The 24,331-nt window shown below is 68.1% G+C and carries 22 protein-coding genes; 15 read left to right on the top strand and 7 right to left on the bottom strand.

The genetic code is table 11. The features are described 5' to 3' along the window. Positions 1–11 precede the first annotated feature (11 nt). Together NV1_RS10400 and NV1_RS10395 are read right to left on the bottom strand one after the other, a co-directional pair. A complete protein-coding gene (locus NV1_RS10400) occupies positions 12–797 on the bottom strand; it encodes an SDR family oxidoreductase (RefSeq protein ID WP_067888420.1) in 786 nt (261 codons plus the stop codon). Between the two features lie 19 nt (positions 798–816). Then, positions 817–1,617 (bottom strand): alpha/beta hydrolase, encoded by an 801-nt coding sequence (locus NV1_RS10395; protein WP_067888417.1) that lies wholly within the window; start codon positions 1,615–1,617, stop codon positions 817–819. Positions 1,618–1,765: 148 nt separating this feature from the next. On the opposite strand from NV1_RS10395, the gene NV1_RS10390 reads away from it, so the two are divergent. Further along, complete coding sequence (locus tag NV1_RS10390; protein ID WP_067888414.1) at positions 1,766–2,512, top strand: LysR family transcriptional regulator; 747 nt, start codon at positions 1,766–1,768, stop codon at positions 2,510–2,512. A 318-nt stretch (positions 2,513–2,830) separates the two neighbouring features. Here NV1_RS10390 and NV1_RS10385 read toward each other — a convergent pair whose 3' ends face one another. The 3 genes from NV1_RS10385 to NV1_RS10375 form a co-directional block, all read right to left on the bottom strand. Beyond that, on the bottom strand, positions 2,831–3,922 hold the full coding sequence (locus NV1_RS10385) for a DUF3089 domain-containing protein (RefSeq protein WP_245713638.1): 1,092 nt from the start codon (positions 3,920–3,922) through the stop codon (positions 2,831–2,833). Beyond that, positions 3,919–4,413: a hypothetical protein gene (locus tag NV1_RS10380; RefSeq protein ID WP_067888411.1), complete on the bottom strand. Its 495-nt coding sequence runs from the start codon at positions 4,411–4,413 to the stop codon at positions 3,919–3,921. The genes NV1_RS10385 and NV1_RS10380 overlap by 4 nt, the downstream gene beginning before the upstream one ends. A gap of 385 nt (positions 4,414–4,798) precedes the next feature. Beyond that, positions 4,799–5,695, bottom strand: a complete 897-nt coding sequence (locus tag NV1_RS10375; RefSeq protein ID WP_084525261.1) for an NmrA family NAD(P)-binding protein — start codon at positions 5,693–5,695, stop codon at positions 4,799–4,801. 110 nt (positions 5,696–5,805) lie between these two features. Between NV1_RS10375 and NV1_RS10370 the strand changes: the two genes are divergently transcribed. Further along, on the top strand, positions 5,806–6,594 hold the full coding sequence (locus tag NV1_RS10370) for a TetR/AcrR family transcriptional regulator (protein WP_067888409.1): 789 nt from the start codon (positions 5,806–5,808) through the stop codon (positions 6,592–6,594). 212 nt (positions 6,595–6,806) lie between these two features. On the opposite strand, the gene NV1_RS10365 is transcribed toward NV1_RS10370, so the two are convergent. After that, the gene (locus NV1_RS10365) at positions 6,807–7,196 is read right to left on the bottom strand and encodes a DUF2237 family protein (RefSeq protein ID WP_067888406.1); all 390 of its coding nucleotides are present in this window, start codon (positions 7,194–7,196) and stop codon (positions 6,807–6,809) included. A gap of 267 nt (positions 7,197–7,463) precedes the next feature. On the opposite strand from NV1_RS10365, the gene ftsY reads away from it, so the two are divergent. From ftsY to trmD, 11 genes are all read left to right on the top strand, one after another. Beyond that, the gene (ftsY, locus tag NV1_RS10360) at positions 7,464–8,975 is read left to right on the top strand and encodes a signal recognition particle-docking protein FtsY (protein ID WP_067888402.1); all 1,512 of its coding nucleotides are present in this window, start codon (positions 7,464–7,466) and stop codon (positions 8,973–8,975) included. A 655-nt stretch (positions 8,976–9,630) separates the two neighbouring features. Beyond that, on the top strand, positions 9,631–11,046 hold the full coding sequence (locus NV1_RS10355) for an ammonium transporter (protein ID WP_157116755.1): 1,416 nt from the start codon (positions 9,631–9,633) through the stop codon (positions 11,044–11,046). Between the two features lie 5 nt (positions 11,047–11,051). After that, positions 11,052–11,390 carry a P-II family nitrogen regulator gene (locus tag NV1_RS10350; protein WP_029930039.1) on the top strand — a complete coding sequence of 113 codons (339 nt, stop codon included), beginning with the start codon at positions 11,052–11,054 and terminating at the stop codon, positions 11,388–11,390. Between the two features lie 98 nt (positions 11,391–11,488). After that, positions 11,489–13,897, top strand: a complete 2,409-nt coding sequence (locus NV1_RS10345; RefSeq protein WP_067888979.1) for a [protein-PII] uridylyltransferase — start codon at positions 11,489–11,491, stop codon at positions 13,895–13,897. A gap of 322 nt (positions 13,898–14,219) precedes the next feature. After that, entirely contained in the window at positions 14,220–14,531 is a 312-nt protein-coding gene (locus NV1_RS10340; protein WP_067888396.1) for a hypothetical protein, read from the top strand. A 135-nt stretch (positions 14,532–14,666) separates the two neighbouring features. After that, positions 14,667–16,310, top strand: a complete 1,644-nt coding sequence (locus NV1_RS10335; RefSeq protein ID WP_067888393.1) for a signal recognition particle protein — start codon at positions 14,667–14,669, stop codon at positions 16,308–16,310. A 66-nt stretch (positions 16,311–16,376) separates the two neighbouring features. After that, on the top strand, positions 16,377–17,477 hold the full coding sequence (locus NV1_RS10330) for an amidohydrolase family protein (protein WP_067888390.1): 1,101 nt from the start codon (positions 16,377–16,379) through the stop codon (positions 17,475–17,477). Between the two features lie 368 nt (positions 17,478–17,845). Then, positions 17,846–18,280: a 30S ribosomal protein S16 gene (rpsP, locus tag NV1_RS10325; RefSeq protein ID WP_067888387.1), complete on the top strand. Its 435-nt coding sequence runs from the start codon at positions 17,846–17,848 to the stop codon at positions 18,278–18,280. Then, the gene (locus tag NV1_RS10320) at positions 18,280–18,525 is read left to right on the top strand and encodes an RNA-binding protein (protein WP_067888384.1); all 246 of its coding nucleotides are present in this window, start codon (positions 18,280–18,282) and stop codon (positions 18,523–18,525) included. The genes rpsP and NV1_RS10320 overlap by 1 nt, the downstream gene beginning before the upstream one ends. 26 nt (positions 18,526–18,551) lie before the next feature. After that, positions 18,552–19,106: a ribosome maturation factor RimM gene (gene rimM / locus NV1_RS10315; protein ID WP_067888976.1), complete on the top strand. Its 555-nt coding sequence runs from the start codon at positions 18,552–18,554 to the stop codon at positions 19,104–19,106. 52 nt (positions 19,107–19,158) lie between these two features. Further along, positions 19,159–19,842: a tRNA (guanosine(37)-N1)-methyltransferase TrmD gene (gene trmD, locus NV1_RS10310; RefSeq protein WP_067888973.1), complete on the top strand. Its 684-nt coding sequence runs from the start codon at positions 19,159–19,161 to the stop codon at positions 19,840–19,842. Between the two features lie 232 nt (positions 19,843–20,074). On the opposite strand, the gene NV1_RS10305 is transcribed toward trmD, so the two are convergent. Beyond that, entirely contained in the window at positions 20,075–20,959 is an 885-nt protein-coding gene (locus tag NV1_RS10305) for an SDR family NAD(P)-dependent oxidoreductase (RefSeq protein ID WP_067888381.1), read from the bottom strand. A gap of 82 nt (positions 20,960–21,041) precedes the next feature. Here NV1_RS10305 and NV1_RS10300 point away from each other — a divergent pair, with 82 nt between their 5' ends. Beyond that, the gene (locus NV1_RS10300) at positions 21,042–21,617 is read left to right on the top strand and encodes a TetR/AcrR family transcriptional regulator (RefSeq protein ID WP_067888970.1); all 576 of its coding nucleotides are present in this window, start codon (positions 21,042–21,044) and stop codon (positions 21,615–21,617) included. Positions 21,618–21,871: 254 nt separating this feature from the next. Beyond that, positions 21,872–24,274, top strand: coding sequence for a Tex family protein (locus NV1_RS10295; protein ID WP_067888967.1), 2,403 nt, complete (start codon positions 21,872–21,874; stop codon positions 24,272–24,274). The last annotated feature ends 57 nt before the right edge of the window (positions 24,275–24,331 follow it).

Genomic DNA, 24,331 nt, shown 5'->3' with positions numbered 1-24,331 from the left:
GCCCGAGGCCGTCACAGAGTGGTGATCAGTCCTCCGTCGACGATGAAATCCGATCCGGTGATGTTGGCTGCCCGGGGACTGGAAAGGTAAACGGCGAGGTCGGCGATTTCCTCGGGTCGAGTGAATCGCCCGGTAACCGTCTGGGCGGCCGTGGTGCGGGCGATGTCTTCCGGATCTCCGCCCGCGGTGTCGGCAATCGTGCGTGCTACACCCTGCGCACCGAGCCACAGGTCGGTGGCGACGGGACCCGGGCTGATGGTGTTGACCCGAATGCCCTGTGGTCCTACCTGTTTCGACAGGGATTTGCTGAAGTTGGTGAGCGCGGCCTTGGCTGCGCTGTAGTCGATCACGGTCGGATCCGGCAGTTTGGCGTTGACCGAACTGATGGTGACGATGCTGCCCTGCCCCGCATCGAGCATGGCGGGCAGCACCGCTCGCGTCACCCGGATTGCGGATAGCAGGTCCAGTGTCAGGGTGGACATCCAATCGTCGTCGCTGATGTCGAGCAATCCGTTCAGCCGGGGTGTCACGCCGCCGACATTGTTGAACAGCATCGCCGTGGTGCCGAATTTCGCCGCGACGGCGCCCAGCTCTGTCGCGCCCTGCGCGGTGGACAGATCCACCTCCGCCGGATGGACGCGGCCGGTGTCGGCGAGGGCGCGCAGGTCGTCGCCGGTGTGGCGGGCTGCGGCCACGACGATCGCACCCTCGTCCACGAGGGTGCGGGTGATGGCCAGCCCGATACCTCGACTGGCTCCGGTCACCACGGCGAGGGCGTCGGCGAGTCCCAGATCCATGACAGCTCCGTCCTTGGTGTCAGAAACCCTTGTCCGCCAGCCAGGTCAGGACCGCGTCCGCGACGTCCTTCCAACCACTGTCGATGGTGAGGCAGTGGCCACGGGCTTCGAATTGCCGAAGCTCGGTGACCGCGGTGGAATCACGGTACTGCTTCAGGGTCGAGCGGGTCACCACGTCCGGAACAGTATGGTCCGCGAGGCCCGAAATGAGCAGCAGCGGCCCGCGATTCGCGTTGGCGGTGTCGACCTTCGCCGGTGAATGCAGGACGAAATTCGCCGCGGCGGCCTGAAAGAGCGGTCGCGCCGGTGCGGGTACGGTCCACGTTTCGAACAGCTCGTCCGACTCCTGCTCGCTGACCGCGTTGCCGAAGCCGAAGCGAAACTCCTTCTTGGTCAGGGATACCGCTCGGTGCAGGTTGGCAGGGTTGCCGAGCGCGGGCAGTCCGGCGCGCAGCTGAGCGAGCGGTAGCGGCAGGACACCCTTGATCTGGGCCGGATCGATCGCGACACCGGCGATACCGAGGTCCTGCCCCATGAGTTTCTCTGTGAGCAGGCCGCCGAATGAATGCCCGATGATGATCGGCGGTGTCGGCAAGGTTTGGATGATCGCAGCGAAATGCGCTGCGGCCTCGTCTATTCCGGTGTCTGCGACCGCTTCGGGATGGGCCCGCGCCGCGGCGACGGTGTCCGGCTCGCCGGGCCAGCCCGGGGCGATCGGCGCGTAACCGGCGGCACGGAAATGGTCCAGCCAAGGTCCCCACCTGGTTGCATGCAGCCACAACCCGTGAATGAAAACCACCGGTGTCGGTGTCTGTGACATGTCTATCGCTCCTTCGACCCTCGGGCCACTCCACCATCACGATCGGTCCGCCGTCCAAGTCGTAATGGCTGCCGAACGATAACCCGGAGGGCATACTTGCAGGTGACCGCCGCCCCTCGCTGGATGAGGCGGAAGAAGGAGGCGGGCCATGGGCCTCGACCTGAGGCAGCTGCGGTACTTCGTCGCCCTCGCCGAGGAGCTGCACTTCGGCCGAGCCGCCGCGAAACTGTTCATCACACAGCCGGCGTTGTCGAAGCAGATTCGCAAACTGGAGGACCAACTCGGCAGCCCGCTCCTCGAACGCGACAGCCGGCACGTCACGCTTACTCCGCGTGGGCACCACGTGCTGGCGGATGCCCGAGAGATGATCGCGCTGGCGACCCGGATCCGCCGCGGTGCCGCCGACTCCGATTCGGTGCGCATCGCGCATATCTTCGAACTACAGACCAGTCGCACGGTCGCCGACACGTTTGCGGCAGCCTACCCATCGATCGGGATCATCGAACGATCCCTCGACAGTGTCCGGCAACTCGAGGCGCTGCTGGACCACCGACTCGATGTGGCCATCCTCCGGGTCACCGGGGCCATGACCACGCAGCATCCCACCGGTTGGCGTTTCCGCCATTTGCGCCTGGAACCGATGTATCTGATTGGACGTCCGGCCGATCCGCCACGGCCTCGAGCATCGCTGTATGAGCGTCCTCTGGAGGTTTTCGCCGATGGCCCGGAGTCGGGACTCTACAACGCACACGGCGACTACTTGACCGCCTTCGAACACGACACCGATCTGTCGCTGGGCTGGCTGGGCAATCCCGGTACATTCGGTCACTGCCTGGCTGCTCTGCACCGCGCGGTCGATTCTGCTACATCCTCGAATTCGAGAGCTACGCAGTGAGATACGAAATGTCGGGAATTCCGATCCACCGTCCTCTGGAACTGCAACCCTACTACCCGTGGTGTATCGCCTGGCGGGACGAACCGCCCACCGAGCCCGTCGCCAAATTCCTCGAGGTCGCCGAACGAGCCGCTCGCGACCGTCGATGGCGTGTTCCCTCGTTACAACTCGCCCCACCCTGGCTACCGGGCGGCGCCGCGCAGGGACTGTCTGAGAGATCTTGTAGGCGGGACGGTGATCGGAAAGGCTGGGGCGGCGTTTTACACCCAGGTGCTCGCGAAATCAGTTGTCGCCTCGACCGAAGCGGGTTTGCTGGGCTCACCGACCGGCGTGGTGCTGCCGGTCGAGCCAGGATCGGGTCTGGGCGGTCACGAGGTCGAGCAGGTCCTGCTGGGCGATGTTCATGTCGAGGTTGTGCAGGCCCCAGGTCGGGTCCGGCAGGGCGGGCAGGGCGGTTGCCGGTGGGATGCCGTTGCCTCCGCCCTCGATTATCAGCACGCGCGGGCCGGCGGTGGTGCAGTGGCCGCGGTAGCCGGTCACGACACGGCCGGCGACGATGCTGTGCAATCCGCTGTCGGCACCGGAGCCCAGCGCGGCCGGGTCGGTGCACAGCACCTCGTAGCCGGGGCCGTAGGGGAGTCCGTCGCGGGTGCCGGTGGTGTTCGGCCCGGTCGGCGTCACCCCGAACCGGGTGTCCGGCGGCGGAGCGGTCGCGAAGGTCGAATAGGCGACGACACAGCTGATCTGGGCACTGTCGGTGCACGCCGGGATCGAGTTGAAATCACCGCCGGTCAGCGCGCCCGGACGCACCAGCACGTTGGCGCCCGGAATGATGGCCGAGAGCAGTAGCCGCCGCTGCGGGGTCGCGTCGATCCGCTTGCGGATCAGGGTTCGCAGCATGATCGCCCCCTGGGAATGTCCGATCAGGACCACGCCGCGCCCGCGGTTGTCGTGTGCCAGGTAGTCCTCCCACGCGCTTTGTACGTCGGCGTAGGCGATGTCCGAGGCGGCGGCACGCGGCGCGCGCGGTGAACCGGCCGGCCCCAGCAAGGTGTCCTGCCGGTACATCGGCGCCCAGATATTGCAGCGGCCGTCGAACGGCGCGATCTGATCCGCTGCCACCGCGCGCTCTTCGGGTCCGATGGTCAGATCCGCGTTCGCCGTCTGTTCCAGCGATACGGTCGGGTAGACGTAGAAGCAATCCACCGGGGCATCGGTGCCGCCGCCGCACGGGGCATCGGCCTGCCCGGGCCGGCACAGCCAGACCGTCGGCGTTACGTCGGCGGTCGCCGGCTGGACGCCGAACCACCCGCCGGCCATCACCAGCGCGGCGGCCACGCCGATGCGGCGTAGCCGGCCCGTGCCCCGGGCGGGGGTGGGGCCCCGGCGGTGCGTTTCCGCGAATATCACGGCCTCCCAATGGATTCCATGCGCAGGACCGGCCGGTCGTCGAGCATTCGGCGCAACCCGGCGTCGAGCGGCCAGGCGAACAGGAGATCGTGTCCGAACCTGTCGTCCACCGCGGCCGCCGATCCCGGCCGCAATGGCGTGACGCGCACCCGATCGACGATCGGCTCGAACAGCGACTCCGGCGTGGCCAGGTAATACAGCGCTCGGGGCGAGTTTCTCCACAGCGGTGTCCGCAACCTGGCGAAATACACCAGTCCATGCGCGGTGACCAGCAGACGCTCCGAGGCGATGGCGGCGTCGACGGCGTCACGAATGCCCCATTCGATCGCCGCGCGACGGCCGTGCAGCAGACGCCACTCGGCGTCGTCGGAAAGGAGCTTTTCGATGTCGCCCCGGCGCATTCGCGGGGACGGCCGCAGCGACAGTGCGGCCTCGGCCCCGAGGCATTGCTGTAGGACCTCGTCACAGAATTCGAACGATTGCTGATTCATCGTCTGCTCCCCGGTCCGCCGTACGTCTCCGGCCGACCATGACGCCACTGTGGAAAAGGACGGAACAAAGAACCGATACCGCTCGCACCCAGCCTAGTAGCCAGGGGTGTGCCTGTGCACTGTGCCCCGCTGCTCGCGGCGATGCGGATACAACTACGACTGCACGCACGAGGCCATGGCAAGCGATCCATTCGAAGCGGTATTCGGATGCTGATCTCGATCTCGTCGGCCGCGCCTGAGCCGAGGTCCCGGGGCGAGCGGCGTTTGCGCGGGCAACGGGCAACGGCGCGGGTGGGCGACGGGAGGTTTGCGGGAGACCGTGCCGATGTCCACCACGCTCGTGTCCGGGCGCTGTAGCCCGCGGAATCGGCAGCGGATCGCCCGGCTATTTCGCTAGCAGGGACTTCAGCTGGGCTGCACCGGTTTCCGCGAGCCAGGTGTCGAAACTGCGCAGAGCGGGGTGAATTTCGCGCAGCGCGGCGATGTCCGCGCCCCAGCTGTCACCCTCGCGTGCGAGCCGCCAGACCTCGAGGATCGCGGGACCTCGTTCGGCGGCCTCCGATTCGGGAATTTCCTCGTAGCGCACGGGAATTCCGATGGCCCGGGTGATGGTCGCGGCGGCCTCGCGCATGGTGCGCTGATCGCCTGCCAGATCCAGGGTGCGACCGTGCAGGCGGTCCGGATCGGCGAAAGCCAGGGCTGCCACGGCGGCGATGTCCTCGACCGCGATCATCTGGATCGGCAGGTCGGCGGGGAACAGATGCCGGTGCACTCCGTCGCGAATTCCGTCCACCGAGAAACCTCGGAACAGATAGTTCTCCATGAATCGGACCGGCCGCAGCAGGGTGTAGCGCATACCGCTGTCGGCGACGACGCGTTCGATGCGGCGTTTTCCGTTGACGCCCCACCGCTTGTCGCGGGCGAAGGAGGCCACTCCGGTGAAGACGAACTGCTCGACGCCCCCCGCGCGGGCCGCCGCGACGAGCGCCGCACCGCGAGCCGCCTCGAGTTCGGTATCCCAGCCGTCGGGGCCGTAGGCGGCCGGGGGGACGCCGAAGACCGCGCGCACGTCGCGGACCGCGGCCGCGATGGTTTCCGGTGCGTCCAAATCGCCGATAGCCAATTCGGCTCCGAGTTCGGCGAGCGCGCGTGCGGTCGCGGCGTTCGGATCGCGGACCAGGACCCGGACGGGAACGCCGTCGGCGAGCAGTCTGCGCGCGGTCGCGCCACCCTGCTTGCCGGTGGCGCCCGTGACGAGAATCCGATCGTGCTGTGCGGACATGATCACCTGTCTTCGTGTCGGTAGGATACGGGTTGTCTGACCCGTATTTCGGACGATACGGGTGGTCCGACTCGATTCGCCAGGTCCGCGCAAAGGGGTGTCGTAACGAAATGTCCGCCCTACCACAGAGTTTCGGTCCCGCGGCGCGGGCCGATGCCCGGCGCAACCGCGCCCTGGTGCTGGCCGCGGCCCAACGCGCCTTCGCCGATCGCGGCACCTCGGTCTCGCTGGCCGAGATAGCCCGTCGCGCCGGTGTCGGCGCGGGCACCGTCTATCGGCACTTCCCGACCAAGACCGACCTGCTGGAGGCGGTGATGCAGCAGCGTATCGAGCAGATGACCGCCCGCGCGACGGCCTGCCTGAGTGCGCCGGACCCTGGTGCGGCCTTCTTCGACTTCTGCGCCGAGGTCGTCCGCACCGCTCCGCGCAGCCGGGCCGTCTGCGACCTGATCACCGCCGACGACGGCTGGCCTCGCACGCTCATGCGCGGCGCGGGTGACCGGTTTCACCAGGCCCTGCGCGCGGCGCTCACCGAGGCCCAGCGATGCGGTGCCGCGCGCCCGGACGTCACCGTCGCGGACGTCTCCGCGCTGATCACCGGATGCGTTGCGATACAGCGCGTTTCGAACTCCGAGACGGAGCTGGTCAAGGCCGCCCGGATCGCCCTGGACGCCCTGCGCGCCGCGCCGGCGCCCACCGTTACGAAACTCGACGGCAACGGCTCGATTCATAACGAAATACGTAACGAAAATGAGTCTCCGCGCTGTCCGATGTGCGGCTCCGACCTGAAAGCCGCCGGTCTCGGCCGCCCCGCGCGCTACTGTTCGGCCGCCTGCCGCCAGAAGGCGCACCGCAGGCGAAGCTCGATCAGGGGGCAGGCCGCCGTTGCCCATCGGTGAATCGCATCTTTCGAGAAATTCACCGGAATCCGGGTTGTCCGGACAGTGCGTCTCCAGGCCCGCGGCGGCGCGGCCCGCCGTCGTCCGCGTCGACCGAGTCGGGCAGCTACGGGAGACAACTCCATCGAGGGCGCCGATCAACTTGTCGCTTCGACCGTGTGCGACTCATCACACTCACGGTGGTCACGCGCAACCGTTGTCCGGTGGGGAGCTCAGAGCAGGTCGCTGACGTCGTCCGGGACGTCTACGGCGTATTTGCGCAGGGTTTCCATCGGGACGACCTCGAGCGCGTTCTCGTGGGTGGCGGCCAGGATGACGGGGGCCGCAACGCCGTCCTCGTGGGCGTGCAGCCAGCGCACCGCGACCACGCACCAGCGATCGCCCGGTTGCAGTCCCGGAAAGTTGTTCTCCGGACGCGGAGTGCTCAGATCGTTGCCGATCGACTTCTGGTGCTCCAGGAACTCCGCGGTAACGACGGTGCACACCGTATGACTGCCCAGGTCTTCGGGGCCGGTGCTGCAGCAGCCGTCCCGATAGAAGCCGGTGAGAGGATCGGTGCCGCACTCCTCCAGCGGTCCCCCAAGCACATTTCGATCGGTCACATCGCCGATCCTATTGTCTCTGAGTTGGATTCGCCGCTGCTTCCGCGTCGCGACACCGAGACGGGCAGACCGGTCGGTAGGTGAACGGCACATGTGTGGCAATTCCGGCGTGTCACCGCCGCATTTGCCGGTATATGTGTTAGCGCCCGGTGTAGGTCGGGCTCGCGCGGGCCCCGCCGAGTCGAAACCACAGGTCGAGGGTTTCGGATTTCCCGCCCGTCGCGCGGCCCTGCGGGTGCGTGGTCGACGTTCTGTAAGGATGGGGGCGTGACTGCGCAAGCTTGGATTCTGATCGCCGTGATCGCCGCCATCGTGGTGGTGGCGCTCGTCGTCGCTGGATTCGTCCGGTACAAGCGCGGCCGGGTGAAGCTGACTCCCGCCACGCCCGACAAGGAGGTGACCGACCGGTCCGGGGGGTACACCGCGTCCGGTGGATTCAGTTTCAGTCAGGGCGGCGCAGGCGCGAGCACACTGGCACCACCGCAGCCCGAACCGGTATCGATCGAGCGAACCGACGACGAGGGACAACCGCATGTCGGCGACGACGCGGCGATTCCGCGCGATTCGGTACGTCGCGGGATCACCGATGTCCGGCTGCCGGAACCCGAGGTCGAGGAGACCGAAACAACCGGGGTCGAGGCCAGAACCGCCGAAGCCGGAACCGCGGAGGTCCGAGCGCCCGAGGTCGAAGCGCGGCCCGCGGAAACCGAAGAACGATCCAGCGCCCAGGCGGTCGAAGTACCCGCGGAGGCGGTGCCGACGGCCGAACCCGAGGTCGAGGTCGAGCAGTCCGCGGTGGTCGAGGAGCTTCCCGCTCCCGTCGAAACCGCCGCTCCCGCACCGCAACTCGAGGAGATCGAACCCACCGCGGGCCGCCTGACCAGGCTGCGCGGGCGGCTGGCCCGCTCGCAGAACGCCGTCGGCAAGAGCCTGCTCGGCCTGCTCGGCGGCGGCGACCTGGACGAGGACTCCTGGGAGGAGATCGAGGACACGCTCGTCATGGCCGATCTCGGCACCGCTGTCACCTCGACCATCGTCGAACGGTTACGCAGCGAACTGGCCGCCCGCACCGTCCGCACCGCCGATGAGGCCCGAGCAGCGCTGCGCTCGGTCCTGGTCGAGGCGCTGCGCCCCGAGTTGGACCGATCGATCCGCGCCCTGCCGCACGACGATCACCCCTCCATCCTGCTGGTGGTCGGCGTCAACGGCACCGGTAAGACCACCACCACCGGCAAACTCGCGCGCGTTCTGGTCGCGGACGGCCGCCGGGTGCTGCTGGGCGCGGCGGACACCTTCCGCGCCGCGGCCGCCGATCAGCTGCAGACCTGGGGTGAGCGGGTCGGCGCGCACACGGTGCGAGGGCGCGAGGGCGCGGATCCGGCCTCGGTCGCCTTCGACGCGGTGAGCACCGGCATCGATGACGGCGTGGACGTCGTCCTGGTCGACACCGCGGGCCGCCTGCACACCAAGACCGGCCTGATGGACGAGCTGGGCAAGGTCAAGCGCGTGGTGGAGAAGAAGGCGGCCGTGGACGAGGTGCTGCTGGTGCTGGACTCCACCGTCGGCCAGAACGGCCTGACCCAGGCGCGCGTCTTCGCCGATGTGGTCGATATCACCGGCGTAGTGCTGACCAAACTCGACGGTACCGCGAAGGGCGGCATCGTCTTCCAGGTCCAGCACGAACTCGGCGTCCCGGTCAAACTCGTCGGCCTCGGCGAGGGCGCGGACGATCTGGCCCCCTTCGAACCCGGCGCATTCGTCGACGCCCTGTTGGGCTGAGCTGTATCTTCGGCCTCCGCTTCGCTCCGGCGGGTTCGCGGCCCCCTGGTGTCTCGCCGGTCGGTCCCGTGTCGGGCGCCCGCCGCGCGTCCGAGCGGCGAGACGGGCCGCGAACTGTGTTGGATTGCCTCCGCTTCGCTCCGGCGGGTTCGCGGCCCTGAGGGCCTCGCCGTTCGGCTCCGTGTCGGGCACTCGTTCCTCGCACCCGTCACGCGTCCGAACGGCGAGACGGGCCGCGAACTCGGTGCTGGTGTTGCTCGGGGTGGGTGAGCCTGGGTGATTTTCGGTTGAGCGCTCGTGGGGTCGCCGCCGTCGTGTGTACGGGCGGCGGGTAGCTGTGTGGGGATCGGCGGGGTAGCGGAGGTACTCACCGGGCGGTTGGTTACGATTTCGCGCTGTGTGTCGGATGGTGATCTCCACTTCCGATCGGCGCCTCGCCCGCATAGCGGCTGAACTGGGTATTCATCGATGAATTCCGCACCGCGACACGAACCTCACAGTGAGCCGGAAACGGCTGTGTAGGAAATGAAACGTGGTAGCAACACAGGGGGCGCATCCGTTCACTCATGTGAAACACGGGGGCGGCACGGATGAAACACCGAATAGCCAACCTTCTGTGCAGGCTCGTTTGCCGCATTTTATGGCTGGGCCCGAGATGAGGAGGAACAAGGTGGCGTACCCCTTGGTCGGTGTGCCGGACACCGGCGATACCGCATGGATGCTGGCGAGCTCGGCACTCGTCCTGTTGATGACCCCTGGCCTGGCGTTCTTCTACGGCGGCATGGTCCGCGGGAAGAACGTACTGAACATGATCATGATGAGCATCAGCGCGATGGGCATCGTGGGCGTGCTCTGGTCGATCTACGGCTTCTCGGAAGCGTTCGGGGACAACAAGTTCGGCGTGATCGGCAATCCGGCCCAATTCTTCGGCCTGAAGGGTTTGATCGGCACGAACGGCGTCAAGGCCGCCCCTGCCGACCCCGCCACCGGGGCCGCGGCGGTGCACGGCGCGGACATACCGCTCGCGGGCACCATCCCGATGACCGTCTTCGTCGCGTTCCAGTTGATGTTCGCCATCATCACCGTCGCGCTGATCTCGGGTGCGGTGGCCGACCGCCTGAAGTTCCGCGCCTGGCTGGTCTTCGCCGCGGTCTGGGCCACGGTCGTGTATTTCCCGGTCGCGCACTGGGTCTTCGACTTCAACGTCTCCGACGCCGCGGGCAACATCGTCCACCACGGTGGCTGGATCGCCAACAAACTGCAGGCGATCGACTTCGCCGGTGGTACCGCGGTGCACATCAACGCCGGCGCCGCGGGTCTGGCGCTGTGCATCGTGCTGGGTAAGCGCAAGGGCTGGCCGAAGTCGCCGATGCGCCCGCACAACCTGCCCTTCGTCATGCTGGGCGCCGGTCTGCTGTGGTTCGGCTGGTTCGGTTTCAACGCGGGTTCCGCGGTGAGCTCCAACGGACTGGCCGGTTCGACCTTCCTCACCACCACCTTCGCCACCTGCGCGGCGATGTTGGGCTGGTTGCTGGTGGAGAAGATCCGCGACGGCAAGCCCACCAGCCTCGGCGCGGCCTCGGGCCTGGTCGCCGGTCTGGTCGCCATCACCCCGTCCTGCTCCTCGGTCAACGTGCTGGGCGCACTGGCCATCGGCGCGGTCGCCGGAATCGTCTGTGCGCTGGCGGTCGGCCTGAAGTACAAGCTCGGCTTCGACGATTCCCTCGACGTGGTCGGTGTTCACCTGGTCGGCGGTGTGATCGGTACCCTGATGGTCGGGCTGTTCCTGGCGCCGGAATCGGGTGCGTCGGCGAGCCTGAACGGCGCCAAGGGCCTGTTCTACGGCGGAGGTTTCACCCAACTCGGAAAGCAGGCCGTCGGCGCGGCCAGCGTGCTCGCTTTCTCGTTCATCGTGTCGCTCGTTCTGGCCTACATCATCAAATTCACCATCGGGTTGCGGGCCACCGACGAGGAGGAGTTCGAGGGTATGGACGATTCGGAGCATGCGGAATCGGCATACGATTTCGCTGCTGTGGGTGGCACGGCACGTACCGCCGTCAAGGAGGCATGACCGATATGAAACTGATCACTGCAATCGTCAAACCATTCACGCTCGAGGATGTCAAGAGCGGTCTGGAGCAGGCGGGTGTACTCGGGATGACCGTCAGTGAGGTACAGGGCTATGGACGGCAGAAGGGGCACACGGAGGTTTACCGCGGTGCCGAGTACTCGGTCGATTTCGTGCCGAAGGTACGGGTCGAGGTCGTCGTGGACGACGCCTCGGTCGAGAAGGTCGTGGAGGTGATAGTCGAGGCCGCGCGCACCGGAAAGATCGGTGACGGCAAGGTCTGGGTCACGCCGGTCGAGTCCGTGATCCGGGTCCGGACGGGAGAGCGTGGCAGCGACGCGCTGTAGCGCGCGGACGGTCTCTGTCAGCGGGTCGGTCGGCGGCTCCGCTCCCACCGGGCGACGGTAGGGCGCGGGGCCGCCCGCACGAGGGTTGGGTGGTGCAGGTGAAAAGCGACACGCCGAGCGGGGCAACGGATCTGGTACGGGCTCGAGATCAGCTGCTGGAGGGCGGACAGGTTCGCCGTCCGCGACTGGACGCCCATGCGCTGCGGCAGGCGCTGGTGGACCTGCACGATCTGTGGCTCACCGGTAAGGGCGCCGAGCTGGGCATCACCGCGGACAGCGGCCTGGCCGTGGTGGCCGTCGGTGGCCTGGGGCGGCGCGAGATGCTGCCGTACTCGGATCTGGATCTGGTGCTGCTGCACGACGACATCGATCCGGAGCGGGTGGCCGAGGTCGCCGATCGGCTGTGGTACCCGCTGTGGGACGCGCACATCAAACTGGACCACAGTGTGCGCACCGTCCCGCAGGCGCTGCGGGTGGCCGCCGACGATCTCACCGCCGCCCTCGGCATGCTGGACGCTCGGCACATCGTTGGCGACATGGAGTTGAGCAATCTGCTCATCGGCGGCGTGCGTCGCGAGTGGCGCACCGGAATCCGTTCCCGCTTCGGCGAATTGGTCGAACAGGCGCAGACCCGGTGGCGGCGCAGCGGGGAGATCGCGCACCGCGCCGAACCCGATCTGAAGAACGGGCGCGGCGGTCTGCGCGACATCCAGCTGCTCGACGCGCTCGCCATCGCCCAGCTGACCGACGCCATGCCCGGCCTGGGGCCCGACGTCCCGGGCGGCGGGCTGAAGCAGGCGCATCGCCGTCTGCTGGATGTGCGCACCGAACTGCATCGCGTCGCCGGACGTTCCCGCGATCAGTTGCGCGCGCAGGACGCCGACGAGATCGGTGCGGCACTGCGCATCGGCGACCGTTTCGATCTGGCCCGGACGTTGAGTGATGCCGCCCGCACGGTGGGGTACTCGGTCGACGTCGGGTTGCGCACGGCGGGTAACGCCCTGCCACGTCGCGGGCTGGCCAGGCTTCGCCGCATGCCGGTGCGTCGACCGCTCGATGAGGGGGTGGTCGAACACGCCGGTGAGGTGGTGCTGGCCCGCGACGCCCGCCCGCAACGGGATCCGGGCCTGATCCTGCGGGTGGCCGCGGCCTCGGCGCAGAACGGGTTGCCGATGTCGGCGACCACGTTGAATCGCCTGTCCGAGGACGCACCCGAATTGCGCGAGCCGTGGCCGCGCGAGGCGCTCAACGATCTGCTGGTCTTGCTGGGCACCGGCCGCGCCACCATCGCCGCGGTCGAGGCGCTGGATCGAACGGGTCTGTGGGGCAGACTGTTTCCGGAATGGGGCGCGGTGCGCGATCTGCCCCCGCGCGATGCGGTGCACACCTGGACGGTGGATCGTCACCTGGTGGAGACCGTCGCCTACGCGGGGGCATTGAGCACCCGGGTCGCGCGTCCGGATCTGCTGCTGCTCGGTGCGTTGCTGCACGATCTGGGTAAAGGCCGCACCGAGGATCACAGCATCGTCGGCGCCGAGCTGGCCACCCAGATCGGCCGTCGGCTGGGGCTGTGGCCTTCGGATGTGCGTACGCTCAGCGCGATCGTCCGGTACCACCTGCTGCTGCCCGATACCGCCACGCGACGCGATCTGGCCGATCCGTCGACCGCCGAGACGGTGGTCACCGCGCTGGGCGGCGACCCGCAGCTGCTCGAGCTCCTGCATGCCCTCGCCGAGGCGGATTCGCTGGCCACCGGTCCGGGGGTGTGGGGTGATTGGAAGGCCTCGCTGATCGGGGAGCTGGTGCGGCGCTCTCGCTTGGCGATGGCCGGGCAACCGGCTCCCGAACCCGATCCGATCGATCCCGATCTGGTGGCCAAGGCGAAATCCGGTGGGGTGCACGTCGAATTGTCGCCCGGCGAGGGACGTTTCAGCCATGTGGTGACAGTCGTCGCGCCCGACAGCCCCGGACTGCTGTCCGACGCTGCGGGTGTGCTGGCGCTGCATTCGCTGCGGGTGTTGTCGGCCTCGCTCGGATCGGAGGGGGATTCGGCGATCGATATCTTCCGTGTCGCACCGAAATTCGGCGACCCGCCCGATGCCGGACTGCTGCGCCAGGATCTGATCCGCGCGGTGAACGGCGACCTGGATCTGGCGGCGGTGCTCGAGCGCAAGGAACGTGAGGCGGGTCTGCCGCCCAGTCCGTACGCGCAGGCCGAACCCCGCATTCTGTGGGCCGACACCGGAATTGCCGGTCAGGTGTTGCTGGAACTGCGTGCGGAGGACCGGATCGGATTGCTCAGCCGGCTCGCCGGTGCGCTCGCGGGCACGGGTGCGGATGTGCGGTGGGCGAAGGTGGTCACCCGGGGCACGGCCGTCGTGGACGCGTTCTGCCTGGATCTCGGGGATACCGACAGCCCGGCGCGACGGGACGGGATCGCGGCCGCGGTGCTGGCGGTCGTCCCGCCACAGACGCCCCCGCCGCCTCCGCAGCAAGAGCCCGAATAAGCCGGGCTCGGGCGGCATTTCGGCCGAAAGCGAATGTTCCGGCCGGAACGGACATTCGGCCGGATTTTCGCCCCGATTCGCCATCGCCCGCCCGGTCCGCGGCGTTGCGGACAAACTGGACGTTTGTCAGTGACCGGATTGTTGCGTGAGATTTGCTGCAACCTGAAGCTTCAGTAGGGCATGTCACTCTACGATCAGACCGGATCTGTGCTGTCACATTGGCGGAGACGGTGTGCTCAGGGGTCGGCGGTGATAGCGGCCCGCATGCCGTGGATGTTGTTCGAGGCTTGTCCGAGCTTTTCGAGCACGAGGGAGCGAGCCGGTGGCAATTGAAGTCGTTTCCGCATCGACGATGACCAGTGACTTGACGCAGCACATCGCCCGCTGTGTCGGTGGAGACCGCTGGGTGGTGTCCTGGCTACCCGGCCGCACTCTGACCGGGCAGCAGGCGGTGACCGCGATGACCATCGCCGCCACGGTGAACGGGCGCACGCCGACCGAGGCCGAGTGGGCGGGACTCGATTCCATGGCCTTGGAATTGGGACTGACCGCCCGCGAGGCGGTCGGCATGGTCGCCAATGAGAATCGCGATATCCGCCAGGCGCCGAGGCCGCGGCGCAGCTTGCTGGAATAGCGCGTCCGGCACGCGTGCGGGCCACCGGTGCCGTGAACACCGAAACCGGGAACGACTAGGGTGGATCCTTCGATCGGCATGCGCGCATTACCCTGGTATGTCGAGTGACGTCCCTCGAGATCAGGAGCGCGATCGGTGTTCGAATCCCTTTCCGACCGGTTGACCGGTGTACTGAGCGATCTGCGCGGCAAGGGGCGTCTGTCACCGGCGGATATCGACGCGACCGCCCGGGAGATTCGCCTGGCCCTGCTCGAGGCCGATGTCGCGTTGCCGGTGGTGCGCGGATTCATCGCCCGGGTCAAGGAGCGCGCCAACGGGGCGGAGGTCTCCGCGGCGCTGAATCCGGCGCAGCAGGTCGTCAAGATCGTCAACGAGGAATTGATCGCGATCCTCGGCGGCGAGACGCGGCGGCTGCAGTTCGCCAAGACGCCGCCGACGGTGGTCATGCTCGCGGGTCTGCAGGGCGCCGGTAAGACCACCCTCGCCGGAAAGCTCGCGAAATGGCTGAAGGGCCAAGGGCATACGCCGCTGCTGGTGGCCTGCGACCTGCAGCGTCCCGGTGCGGTCACACAGCTGCAGGTCGTCGGTCAGCGCGCCGAGGTCCCGGTTTTCGCACCGCATCCCGGCACCACTGTGTCGACGAGCGGCACGAGCGGGCCTGCCGTGGTTACGCAGGCTGCCGCCTCCAGGCGTCCCGCGGCAGGCGGCGGCGACAATCCGCTGGGCATTACCGCGGCCGATCCGATCAAGGTCGCGCAGGACGGCATCGCCGAGGCGCGCAACAAGCAGTACGACGTCGTCATCGTCGACACCGCGGGCCGCCTGGGCATCGACGAGGAGTTGATGGCGCAGGCCGCGGGCATCCGCGACGCGGTGCAGCCCGACGAGATCCTGTTCGTCCTCGACGCGATGATCGGCCAGGACGCGGTCACCACCGCCGAAGCGTTCCGCGACGGCGTCGGCTTCACCGGCGTGGTGCTCACCAAGCTCGACGGTGATGCGCGCGGTGGCGCGGCACTGTCGGTGCGCGAGGTGACCGGTCAGCCGATCCTGTTCGCCTCCACCGGTGAGAAGCTCGAGGACTTCGACGTCTTCCACCCCGATCGCATGTCCAGCCGCATCCTGGGCATGGGCGATCTGCTCACCCTGATCGAGCAGGCCGAACAGGTCTACGACGCGCAGCAGGCCGAGGAGGCCGCGCGCAAGATCGGCAGCGGTGAGCTCACCCTCGAGGATTTCCTCGATCAGATGCTGGCCATCCGCAAGATGGGGCCGATCGGCAACCTGCTGGGCATGCTGCCCGGCGCGGGCCAGATGAAGGACGCCCTGGCCGCCGTCGACGACAAGCAGCTGGACCGGGTGCAAGCCATCATCCGCGGTATGACCCCGGCCGAGCGCGCCAATCCCAAGATCATCAACGCCTCCCGCCGCCTGCGCATCGCCAACGGCTCGGGTGTCACGGTGACCGATGTGAACCAGCTGGTCGACCGCTTCTTCGAGGCCCGCAAGATGATGGCGCAGATGGGGCGTCAGATGGGTATGGGCGGCGGTGGCAACCGGCGCACCAACAAGAAGGGGAAGAAGGGCAAGAAGGGCGGTCGCGGTCCCACTCCGCCCAAGGTGCGCGGCGGTTTCCCGGGCATGCCGGGTATGCCCGCCATGCCGCCCGGGATGCCCGCCGGGATGCCGGACCTGTCCGGGATGCCCAACGGGCTCGACCAGTTGCCGCCCGGTCTTGAGGGGATCGATTTGTCCAAGCTGAAGTTCCCCAAGAACTGAGCCGGCCCGTCCGCGTGCGAGCGCAGTAGTTTGTGATCGAGAACGTCGGCGCGAGCAGGAGACCGTATGCGATTGCATCTGCGGGGAGTTGTACTTCCGGACCAGGACATGCGCGATCTGTGGGTGCGCGACGGACGGATCTCCTTCGAACCGGTGCCCGACGCCGAAACCCTCTGTGCCACAGGCTGGATCGTGCCAGGGCTGGTGGACGCGCACTGCCACGTCGGCATTCGCTACGGCGGCGGGCACGAGGATGACGCGGGTGCGGTCGCGCAGGCCGAGACCGAACGCGATGCCGGGGCGCTGCTGCTGCGTGATGCGGGATCACCCATCGACACCCGCTTCATCGACCAGCGCGAGGATCTGCCCGAGATCATCCGCGCCGGTCGGCACATCGCCCGCCCGAAACGCTATATCCGCGAGCTGGGCATCGAACTGGACGACGAGCGTGACCTGCCGCAGATCATCGCCGAGCAGGCGCGGCGCGGTGACGGCTGGGTCAAGATCGTCGGGGACTGGATCGATCGGTCGGTGGGCGATCTGCGTCCATTGTGGAGCGATGCGGTCCTGAAGGAGGCCATCGACGCCGCCCACCGCGAGGGCGCCCGGGTCACCGCGCACGTCTTCGGTGAGGATGCGCTGCCCGGCCTGATCGGTGCCGGCATCGACTGCCTGGAACACGGCACCGGCCTCACCGACGAGACCATCGAGATGATGGTCCGCCACGGCACCACCCTGGTCCCGACCCTGATCAATATCGACACCTTCCCCGAAATCGCCGACGGCGCAGCCAAATTCCCCGTCTACGCCGCCCACATGCGGGATCTGCACCGCCGCGTCCGCGACACCGTCGCCGACGCCCACGCCGCGGGCGTCCCCATCTACACCGGCACCGACGCCGGTGGCTCGATCCGCCACGGCCGGATCGCCGACGAGATCGACGCCCTCGCGGGCGCGGGCCTGTCCCGCCACGACGCCCTGGGCGCGGCCTCGTGGAACGCCCGCGAATGGCTCGGCCGCCCGGGCATCGAACCCGGCGCACCGGCGGATTTCGTCGTCTACGAGGAAGACCCGCGCACGTCGCCGCGGATTCTCGCCACACCGACACACGTGGTCCTGCGCGGCAGGGTGCACAAGCGACGAGACCCGGTCACCGGCCACCGCTGACCCGGGCACAGCCGGTTCGATGCTCCCGATGGTCGCGCCGACCGTGCGGGGCGACCTTCGTGGCGGTCGGCTATCGGCAGGTCCTATCTCGATGCCGTGCGGTGATGACGGCGCCGGGGCCGCTTTCCGGTCGGGATCGCGAGGGTGCAGGTGCGCTGATCGGGGGCTGATTTCCGAGTGAGTGGGGGCATCTGGCAAGATTGACGACCGTCCTCGTCGAGGACAGTGTCAGCCCGTCTCCGGTTACGTACCGCGCGGCGGTCACGCACTCGAACGCAAAACCGGGCCCGTGTCCCGTGCGGGTCGCTGAATTGCGCCGTGACCACTCAGGCTGCCCGCGGGCAGCCGTCATCGAAAGGCGATAGCCCATGGCTGTCAAGATCAAGCTCACCCGGCTCGGCAAGATCCGCAACCCCCAGTACCGCATCATCGTCGCCGATGCGCGCACCCGCCGTGACGGCCGCGCCATCGAGAACGTCGGCAAGTACCACCCGAAGGAGGAGCCCTCGCTGATCGAGGTGAACTCCGAGCGCGTGCAGTACTGGCTGAGCGTCGGCGCGCAGCCCACCGAGCCCGTGCAGCGTCTGCTGGAGATCACCGGTGACTGGCAGAAGTTCAAGGGCCTGCCGGGCGCTGAGGGCACGCTGAAGACCAAGGCCGAGAAGCCGTCGAAGCTGGATCTGTTCAACGCCGCGCTGGCTGCCGCCGACAACGAGCCGGTCGCCGAGGCCGTGACGCCGAAGAAGAAGGCCGCGAAGAAGGATGCCGAGGCCGAGGCTCCGGCCGAGACCGAGGCCGAGTAATGAGCGTGGTTGTTGCCGATGCCGTCGAACATCTGGTTCGCGGTATCGTCGCCAATCCCGATGACGTCCGTGTCGAGCTGATCACCAGCCGCCGCGGCCGCACCGTCGAGGTGCATGTGCACCCGGACGATCTGGGCAAGGTGATCGGGCGCGGCGGTCGCACCGCGACGGCGCTGCGCACGCTCGTATCCGGGATCGGCGGCCGGGGCATCCGGGTCGACGTCGTCGACACCGATGCGAGTTGATGCCTGCTTCCAGCGGGGATGAGCCCATCGAACTGGTCGTCGGGCGGGTCGCCAAATCGCACGGTGTGCGCGGCGAACTCGTCGTGGAGGTCCGCACCGACGAACCCGAGTTGCGTTTCGCCCCCGGCGCCGTCCTGAAAGGGCGGCTGCCGCGGGCGACGACGGTGCGTGAGTACACGATCGAGTCGGCTCGGGAACATTCGGGCCGACTGTTGGTTCGGGTCCAGGGCGTCGCGGATCGCTCCGAGGCGGATGCGTTGCGCGGCATGATCCTTCTGGTCGGCACCGACGATCTGCCGCCGTCGCAGGATCCCGACGAGTTCTACGACCATGAGCTCGAGGGGCTTTCGGTGCGATTGGCCGACGGCACCGTGGTCGGCACCGTGGACGAGGTACTGCATTCGGCTGCGGGAGAACTGCTTTCGGTGCGTGCGGCGGCGAGCTTCGACGACGTGGAGGCTTCCGCCGGGCCGGGCCGGGAGATCCTGATTCCGTTCGTCGCCGCGATCGTGTCCACCGTATTGGTCGCCGAGGGCCTGATCGTCATCGATCCGCCCGAGGGACTGCTCGACAAGGAGTAGAGCAATGTCCGAGGGCGTCGGGGAATTCTCGACAGCGGAATCCTCCGCAGCACTGCGCATCGATGTCGTGACGATCTTCCCCGAATACCTCGAGCCGATGCGAACGGCGTTGTTGGGCAAAGCCATCGACAAGGGCCTGGTCCAACTCGGCGTGCACGATCTGCGCCGCTGGACCCACGACGTGCACAAGGCCGTGGACGATTCCCCCTACGGCGGCGGCCCCGGCATGGTCATGAAACCCACGGTGTGGGGCGACGCGCTCGACGAGGTCTGCCCCGACGACGCGCTACTGGTGGTGCCGACACCGGCGGGAGTTCCGTTCACGCAGGCCACCGCGCGGCGTTGGTCCGGTGAACGTCATCTGGTCTTCGCCTGCGGTCGCTACGAGGGTATCGATCAGCGCGTCTTCGACGATGCGGCCCGGCGCGTCCGGGTCGAGGAGGTCAGCATCGGCGATTACGTGCTGATCGGCGGCGAGGCGGCGGTTCTGGTGATGACCGAGGCCGTGGTCCGCCTGCGCCCCGGCGTTCTGGGCAATCAACAGTCCCACGAACAGGATTCGTTCTCCGATGGACTGCTCGAGGGACCCAGCTACACCCGCCCGGTCACCTGGCGCGGGCTGGACGTCCCGGAGGTCCTGTTGTCCGGCAATCACGCCAGGATCGATGCCTGGCGACACGAACAGTCCCTGTCCAGGACCCGGGAGCGTCGCCCGGACCTGCTGCCGCCGCAGTGATTTCGCCTCGTTCGACGTTGCGGATCGGTGTGCTCACCCAGCCCTGCCCGGAACGCGCGTAGGTTACTCACCGAAGGTCGACGGCCGGGTGCCGGCCTCTGGACCGCGCACTCCTGTAACGGTTTCGGTGGAACAACTCGCGGGTTCCGGTATCGGCGGTCGCGCCTTCGCCGAGCGGTACTGACGAATCTGTATGTGCCACAGCGTGTCCGTAAGCGCGTTGGGCGGTCGATCATGCGGGCAGGCCGGTCAATGCGGCGCTCTCCGCCCAGAGCCGGTCCAGCCGGGCGGGGTCGGTGGTGTGCGACGCGGTTCGAACTTCCCTGCGGCGCACGAAGAATCGCCCGGTGATGCCATCCGGTTCGGGTGCGGTGGCGAGCCAGACGGGCGTGTCCGCGCCCGCCTCGGGGCCGGGCAGGAGCGGGTTCACCCACTGCGTCCAGGCGAAGGCGCGCAACAGTCCGCGCGCGGAATCGCGTCCCAGGCCGGTGTTGCGAATGATCCCGGGGTGCGCTCCGTTCACCGTGACACCGGTCCCCGCCAGTCGCTGAGCGAGGCTGTAGACGAACATGGCGTTCATATTCTTGGTGCGGCCGTAGGCGACGAAGGGCCGGAAGCTCGGCGGAATCCCGATACCGCGCTCGTCGGCGAAGCCCAGATCGTCCAGGTGTACCGGTATCCGGCGCAGTGCGGCAGGTGCGGCTCCGACCACGACGAGTCGCGCGGATCGTCCTGTGGCGGCGAGGTTCTCGCCGAGCGAGCGCAGCAGCAGATAGGGCGCGAGGTGATTCGTCGCCAGGGTGCGCTGGATCCCTTCGGAGGTGTGCTCGGCGAGCGGTGCGACCACCGCGGCGTTGCTGATCACGATATCGATCCCGGTGGGGTCCAGCCGATCGGCGAGGGCGCGCACCTGGTTCAGCAACGACAGATCGGCCAATTCGGTCCGCAGGTCGGCCTCCGGGACCACCGCCCGGATTCGTCGCTGCGCCGCGGACAGGCGTCCCACGTCTCGTCCGACCAGCACGACGCTCCGGCCCGTCGCGGCCAGTCCGCGCGCGATGGCCTCCCCGATACCGCCGGTCGCCCCGGTCACCACCGCGGTCGACGATGCGTTCATGATTCCTCCCGATCAGATTAGGTTGACAACGTCAACCTAGGCGGCGAGGTTGACGTTGTCAACCTCGGATTACGATATGCGGATGCCGCCCAGCACCCGTGATGTCCTCCTCGATTCCGCCCTGCGTCTGCTGGACTCGGGTGGGGTGGAGGCGGTGACACTGCGTGAGGTCGGTATCGGGGCCGGGGTGTCGCACAATGCGCCCTATAAGCACTTCGCCAACAAGGAGGCGTTGCTGGCGGCCGTCGCGGCGCGCGAGTTATCCGAGCGGGCAACGGAATTCGCGCACCTGGTGGTACGGCAACCGGATCCGGTGCAGCGGGTGCGTGCGGTACTGCACGGGTACATAGCCTGGGCGCGGGAGCATCCGGCGCGCTTCAAACTGGTCTTCGGTCGCTGGACCAACGAGTCCCCGGAGCTGGCCGAGGTCGCACACAACGCGCAGCAGGCGCTCACGGCCCTGGTCGCCGAGGCGCAGTCGGATCGCGCACTGCCCGGGGGCGATCCGGAGCGGATGGCGGCGCTGCTGCGCGCTCTCGCACACGGTGCGGCGGATCTGGCGGCGGCCGGGCACCTCGCCGCGGACGGCAAGGGCCGGGCGGCGCCCGCGGATCTGATCGACGACCTGCTGGCCTACCTGGGTTCCTCGGCTCGTTGAATTCGATGTCGGGGGGCATTGCGCGCGCTTGATCCGCACGACACGACGGGTGTGGCCATTCGAAAAGGGTGCGGCTGTGGTCGATTCGGCGCGGGGCTGTGGCTACCTGTCGGGGTGCGGCGGTAGTGTCTGCGGGCGTGACGACAGCCTCCGAAACCGTCAGCAGCGAATCCGTCAGCAACGATGCCGTGAACACGAGCGCCGCGGGCGGCGATGCCGCCGGTGCCGCGCCGGGTGGAGCCGCGCCTGTCCAGCTGGCCAGCGTCGGCCGCCGCCTGGCCGACGAGCTGAACGTGCGGGACGAGCAGGTGCGTGCCGCGGTCGAGCTACTCGACGGCGGATCCACCGTGCCGTTCATCGCCCGTTACCGCAAGGAGGTCACCGGCGGTCTGGACGACGCTCAGTTGCGCCAGCTCGAGGAGCGGCTGCACTACCTGCGCGAGCTGGACGAGCGTCGCGCCTCGATTCTGGAATCCATTCGCGGCCAGGGCAAACTCGACGCCGCGCTGGAGCAGCAGATCATGCTGGCCGAGACCAAAGCCCGGCTCGAGGACATCTACCTGCCCTACAAGCCCAAGCGCCGGACCAAGGCCCAGATCGCTCGCGAAGCCGGTCACGAACCGGTGGCCGACGCCCTGATCGGCGACCCGACCACCGATCCGGCTCAGTACACCGCAGAGCAACTCGACGGCGCCCGCGCGATCCTGGTGGAACGCTTCGCCGAGGACGCCGACCTCGTCGGTGAGCTGCGCGAGCTGATGTGGCAGCGCGGGCGGCTCACCTCGCAGGTGCGCGCGGGCAAACAGGAGGCGGGCGCGAAATTCGCCGACTACTTCGAATTCAGCGAACCGTTCGACACGCTGCCCTCGCACCGCATTCTGGCGTTGCTGCGCGGGGAGAAGGAAGAGGTGCTCACCCTGCACCTCGAGCCCGATGCCGAGGAGTCCGCCGCATCCGATGGTCGCTCCGCTCCAGAGGGCGAACGCACCATCTTCGAGGGCCGCATCGCACTGAAATTCGGCATCGCCGACCAGGGCCGCGCGGCCGACACCTGGCTGCTGGACACCGTGCGCTGGGCGTGGCGGACCAAGTTGCAGGTGAGCCTCGGCATCGATATCCGGATGCGGCTGCGGCAGTCCGCCGAGAAGGACGCGGTCGACGTCTTCGCCAACAACCTGCGCGATCTGCTGCTGGCCGCGCCGGCGGGCACCCGCGCCACGATGGGCCTGGACCCGGGTTACCGCACCGGCGTCAAGGTGGCCGTGGTCGACGGCACCGGCAAGGTGGTGGCCACCGAGGTCATCTATCCGCACAAGCCGCAGGGCCAGACCGAGAAATCCCTGGCCGTGCTGGGCGCGCTCGTCGCCCGGTTCAACGTGGAGCTCATCGCCATCGGCAACGGCACCGCCTCGCGCGAGACCGATGCCCTTGCCGCGCAACTGATCTCCCGCATCCCGGAGAACAAGCCCACCAAGATCGTGGTCTCCGAGGCCGGCGCGTCGGTGTACTCGGCCTCGGCCTACGCCTCGCAGGAACTCCCCGATATGGACGTGTCGCTGCGCGGCGCGGTATCCATCGCCCGCCGCCTGCAGGATCCGCTGGCCGAACTGGTGAAGATCGATCCCAAGTCCATCGGCGTCGGCCAGTACCAGCACGACGTCTCCGAGGCGCTGCTGGCCCGATCGCTGGGCGCGGTCGTCGAGGACGCGGTGAACGCGGTCGGCGTGGACGTGAACACCGCGTCGGTGCCGCTGCTGTCGCGGGTGTCCGGCATCGCCTCGTCGGTGGCGGAATCCATTGTCACGCATCGTGATCAGAACGGTCCGTTCCGCAACCGCAACGCCCTGCTGAAGGTCCCGCGGCTGGGTCCCAAGGCATTCGAGCAGTGCGCGGGCTTCCTGCGCATCCGCGGCGGTGACGATCCGCTGGACACCTCCGCGGTGCACCCGGAGGCATATCCGGTCGTGCGGCGCATGCTCGAGTCCACCGGCCGCGATGTGGCCGGGCTGATCGGCAACACCACCGTGCTGCGCGGGCTGCGCCCCGGTGAATTCACCGACGAGCGTTTCGGCGTGCCCACCGTCACCGACATCATCGCCGAGTTGGAGAAGCCCGGCCGCGACCCACGCCCGGAATTCAAGACCGCCGAATTCGCCGCCGGGATCGAGAAGGTCGCCGACCTGCAACCGGGCATGGTGCTCGAGGGCGTGGTCACCAACGTTGCCGCTTTCGGCGCCTTCGTCGACATCGGTGTCCACCAGGACGGTCTGGTACACGTCTCGGCCATGTCGCACAACTTCGTCAAGGATCCGCGCGAGATCGTGAAATCCGGCGATGTGGTGCGAGTCAAGGTGCTGGAGGTCGACGTGGCCCGCCAGCGCATCGGCCTGTCACTGCGTTTGGACGACGAGCCCGGCGCGGGCAAGCCGGAACGCGGCGATTCGCGTCCGCGTCAGCAGGGCGGTCAGCGCGGCGGCGGCAATCCGCGTCAGCAGGGCCGCAATCAGCAGCAGGGCGGTCAGGGCCGTGGCCAGCAAGGACAGGGCCGAAACCAGCCGGAGCGGAACCAGCAGGGGCGGAACCAGCAGCGCCGCAACGCATCCGAGCCGACCGGCGCGATGGCCGATGCCCTGCGTCGGGCCGGATTCGGCAAGTAGGCTCGTCGGAGTACGCGCCGGTCCCGGCCTCGGCGGTCGGCATCTGGAGAGATGCGC

Origin of the sequence: Nocardia vaccinii NBRC 15922 (assembly GCF_001613305.1) — a bacterium.
Taxonomy (GTDB): Bacteria; Actinomycetota; Actinomycetes; order Mycobacteriales; family Mycobacteriaceae; genus Nocardia; species Nocardia vaccinii.
The sequence above is the reverse complement of the archived record's forward strand: the minus strand, read 5'-3'. Positions and strand labels throughout refer to the sequence as shown.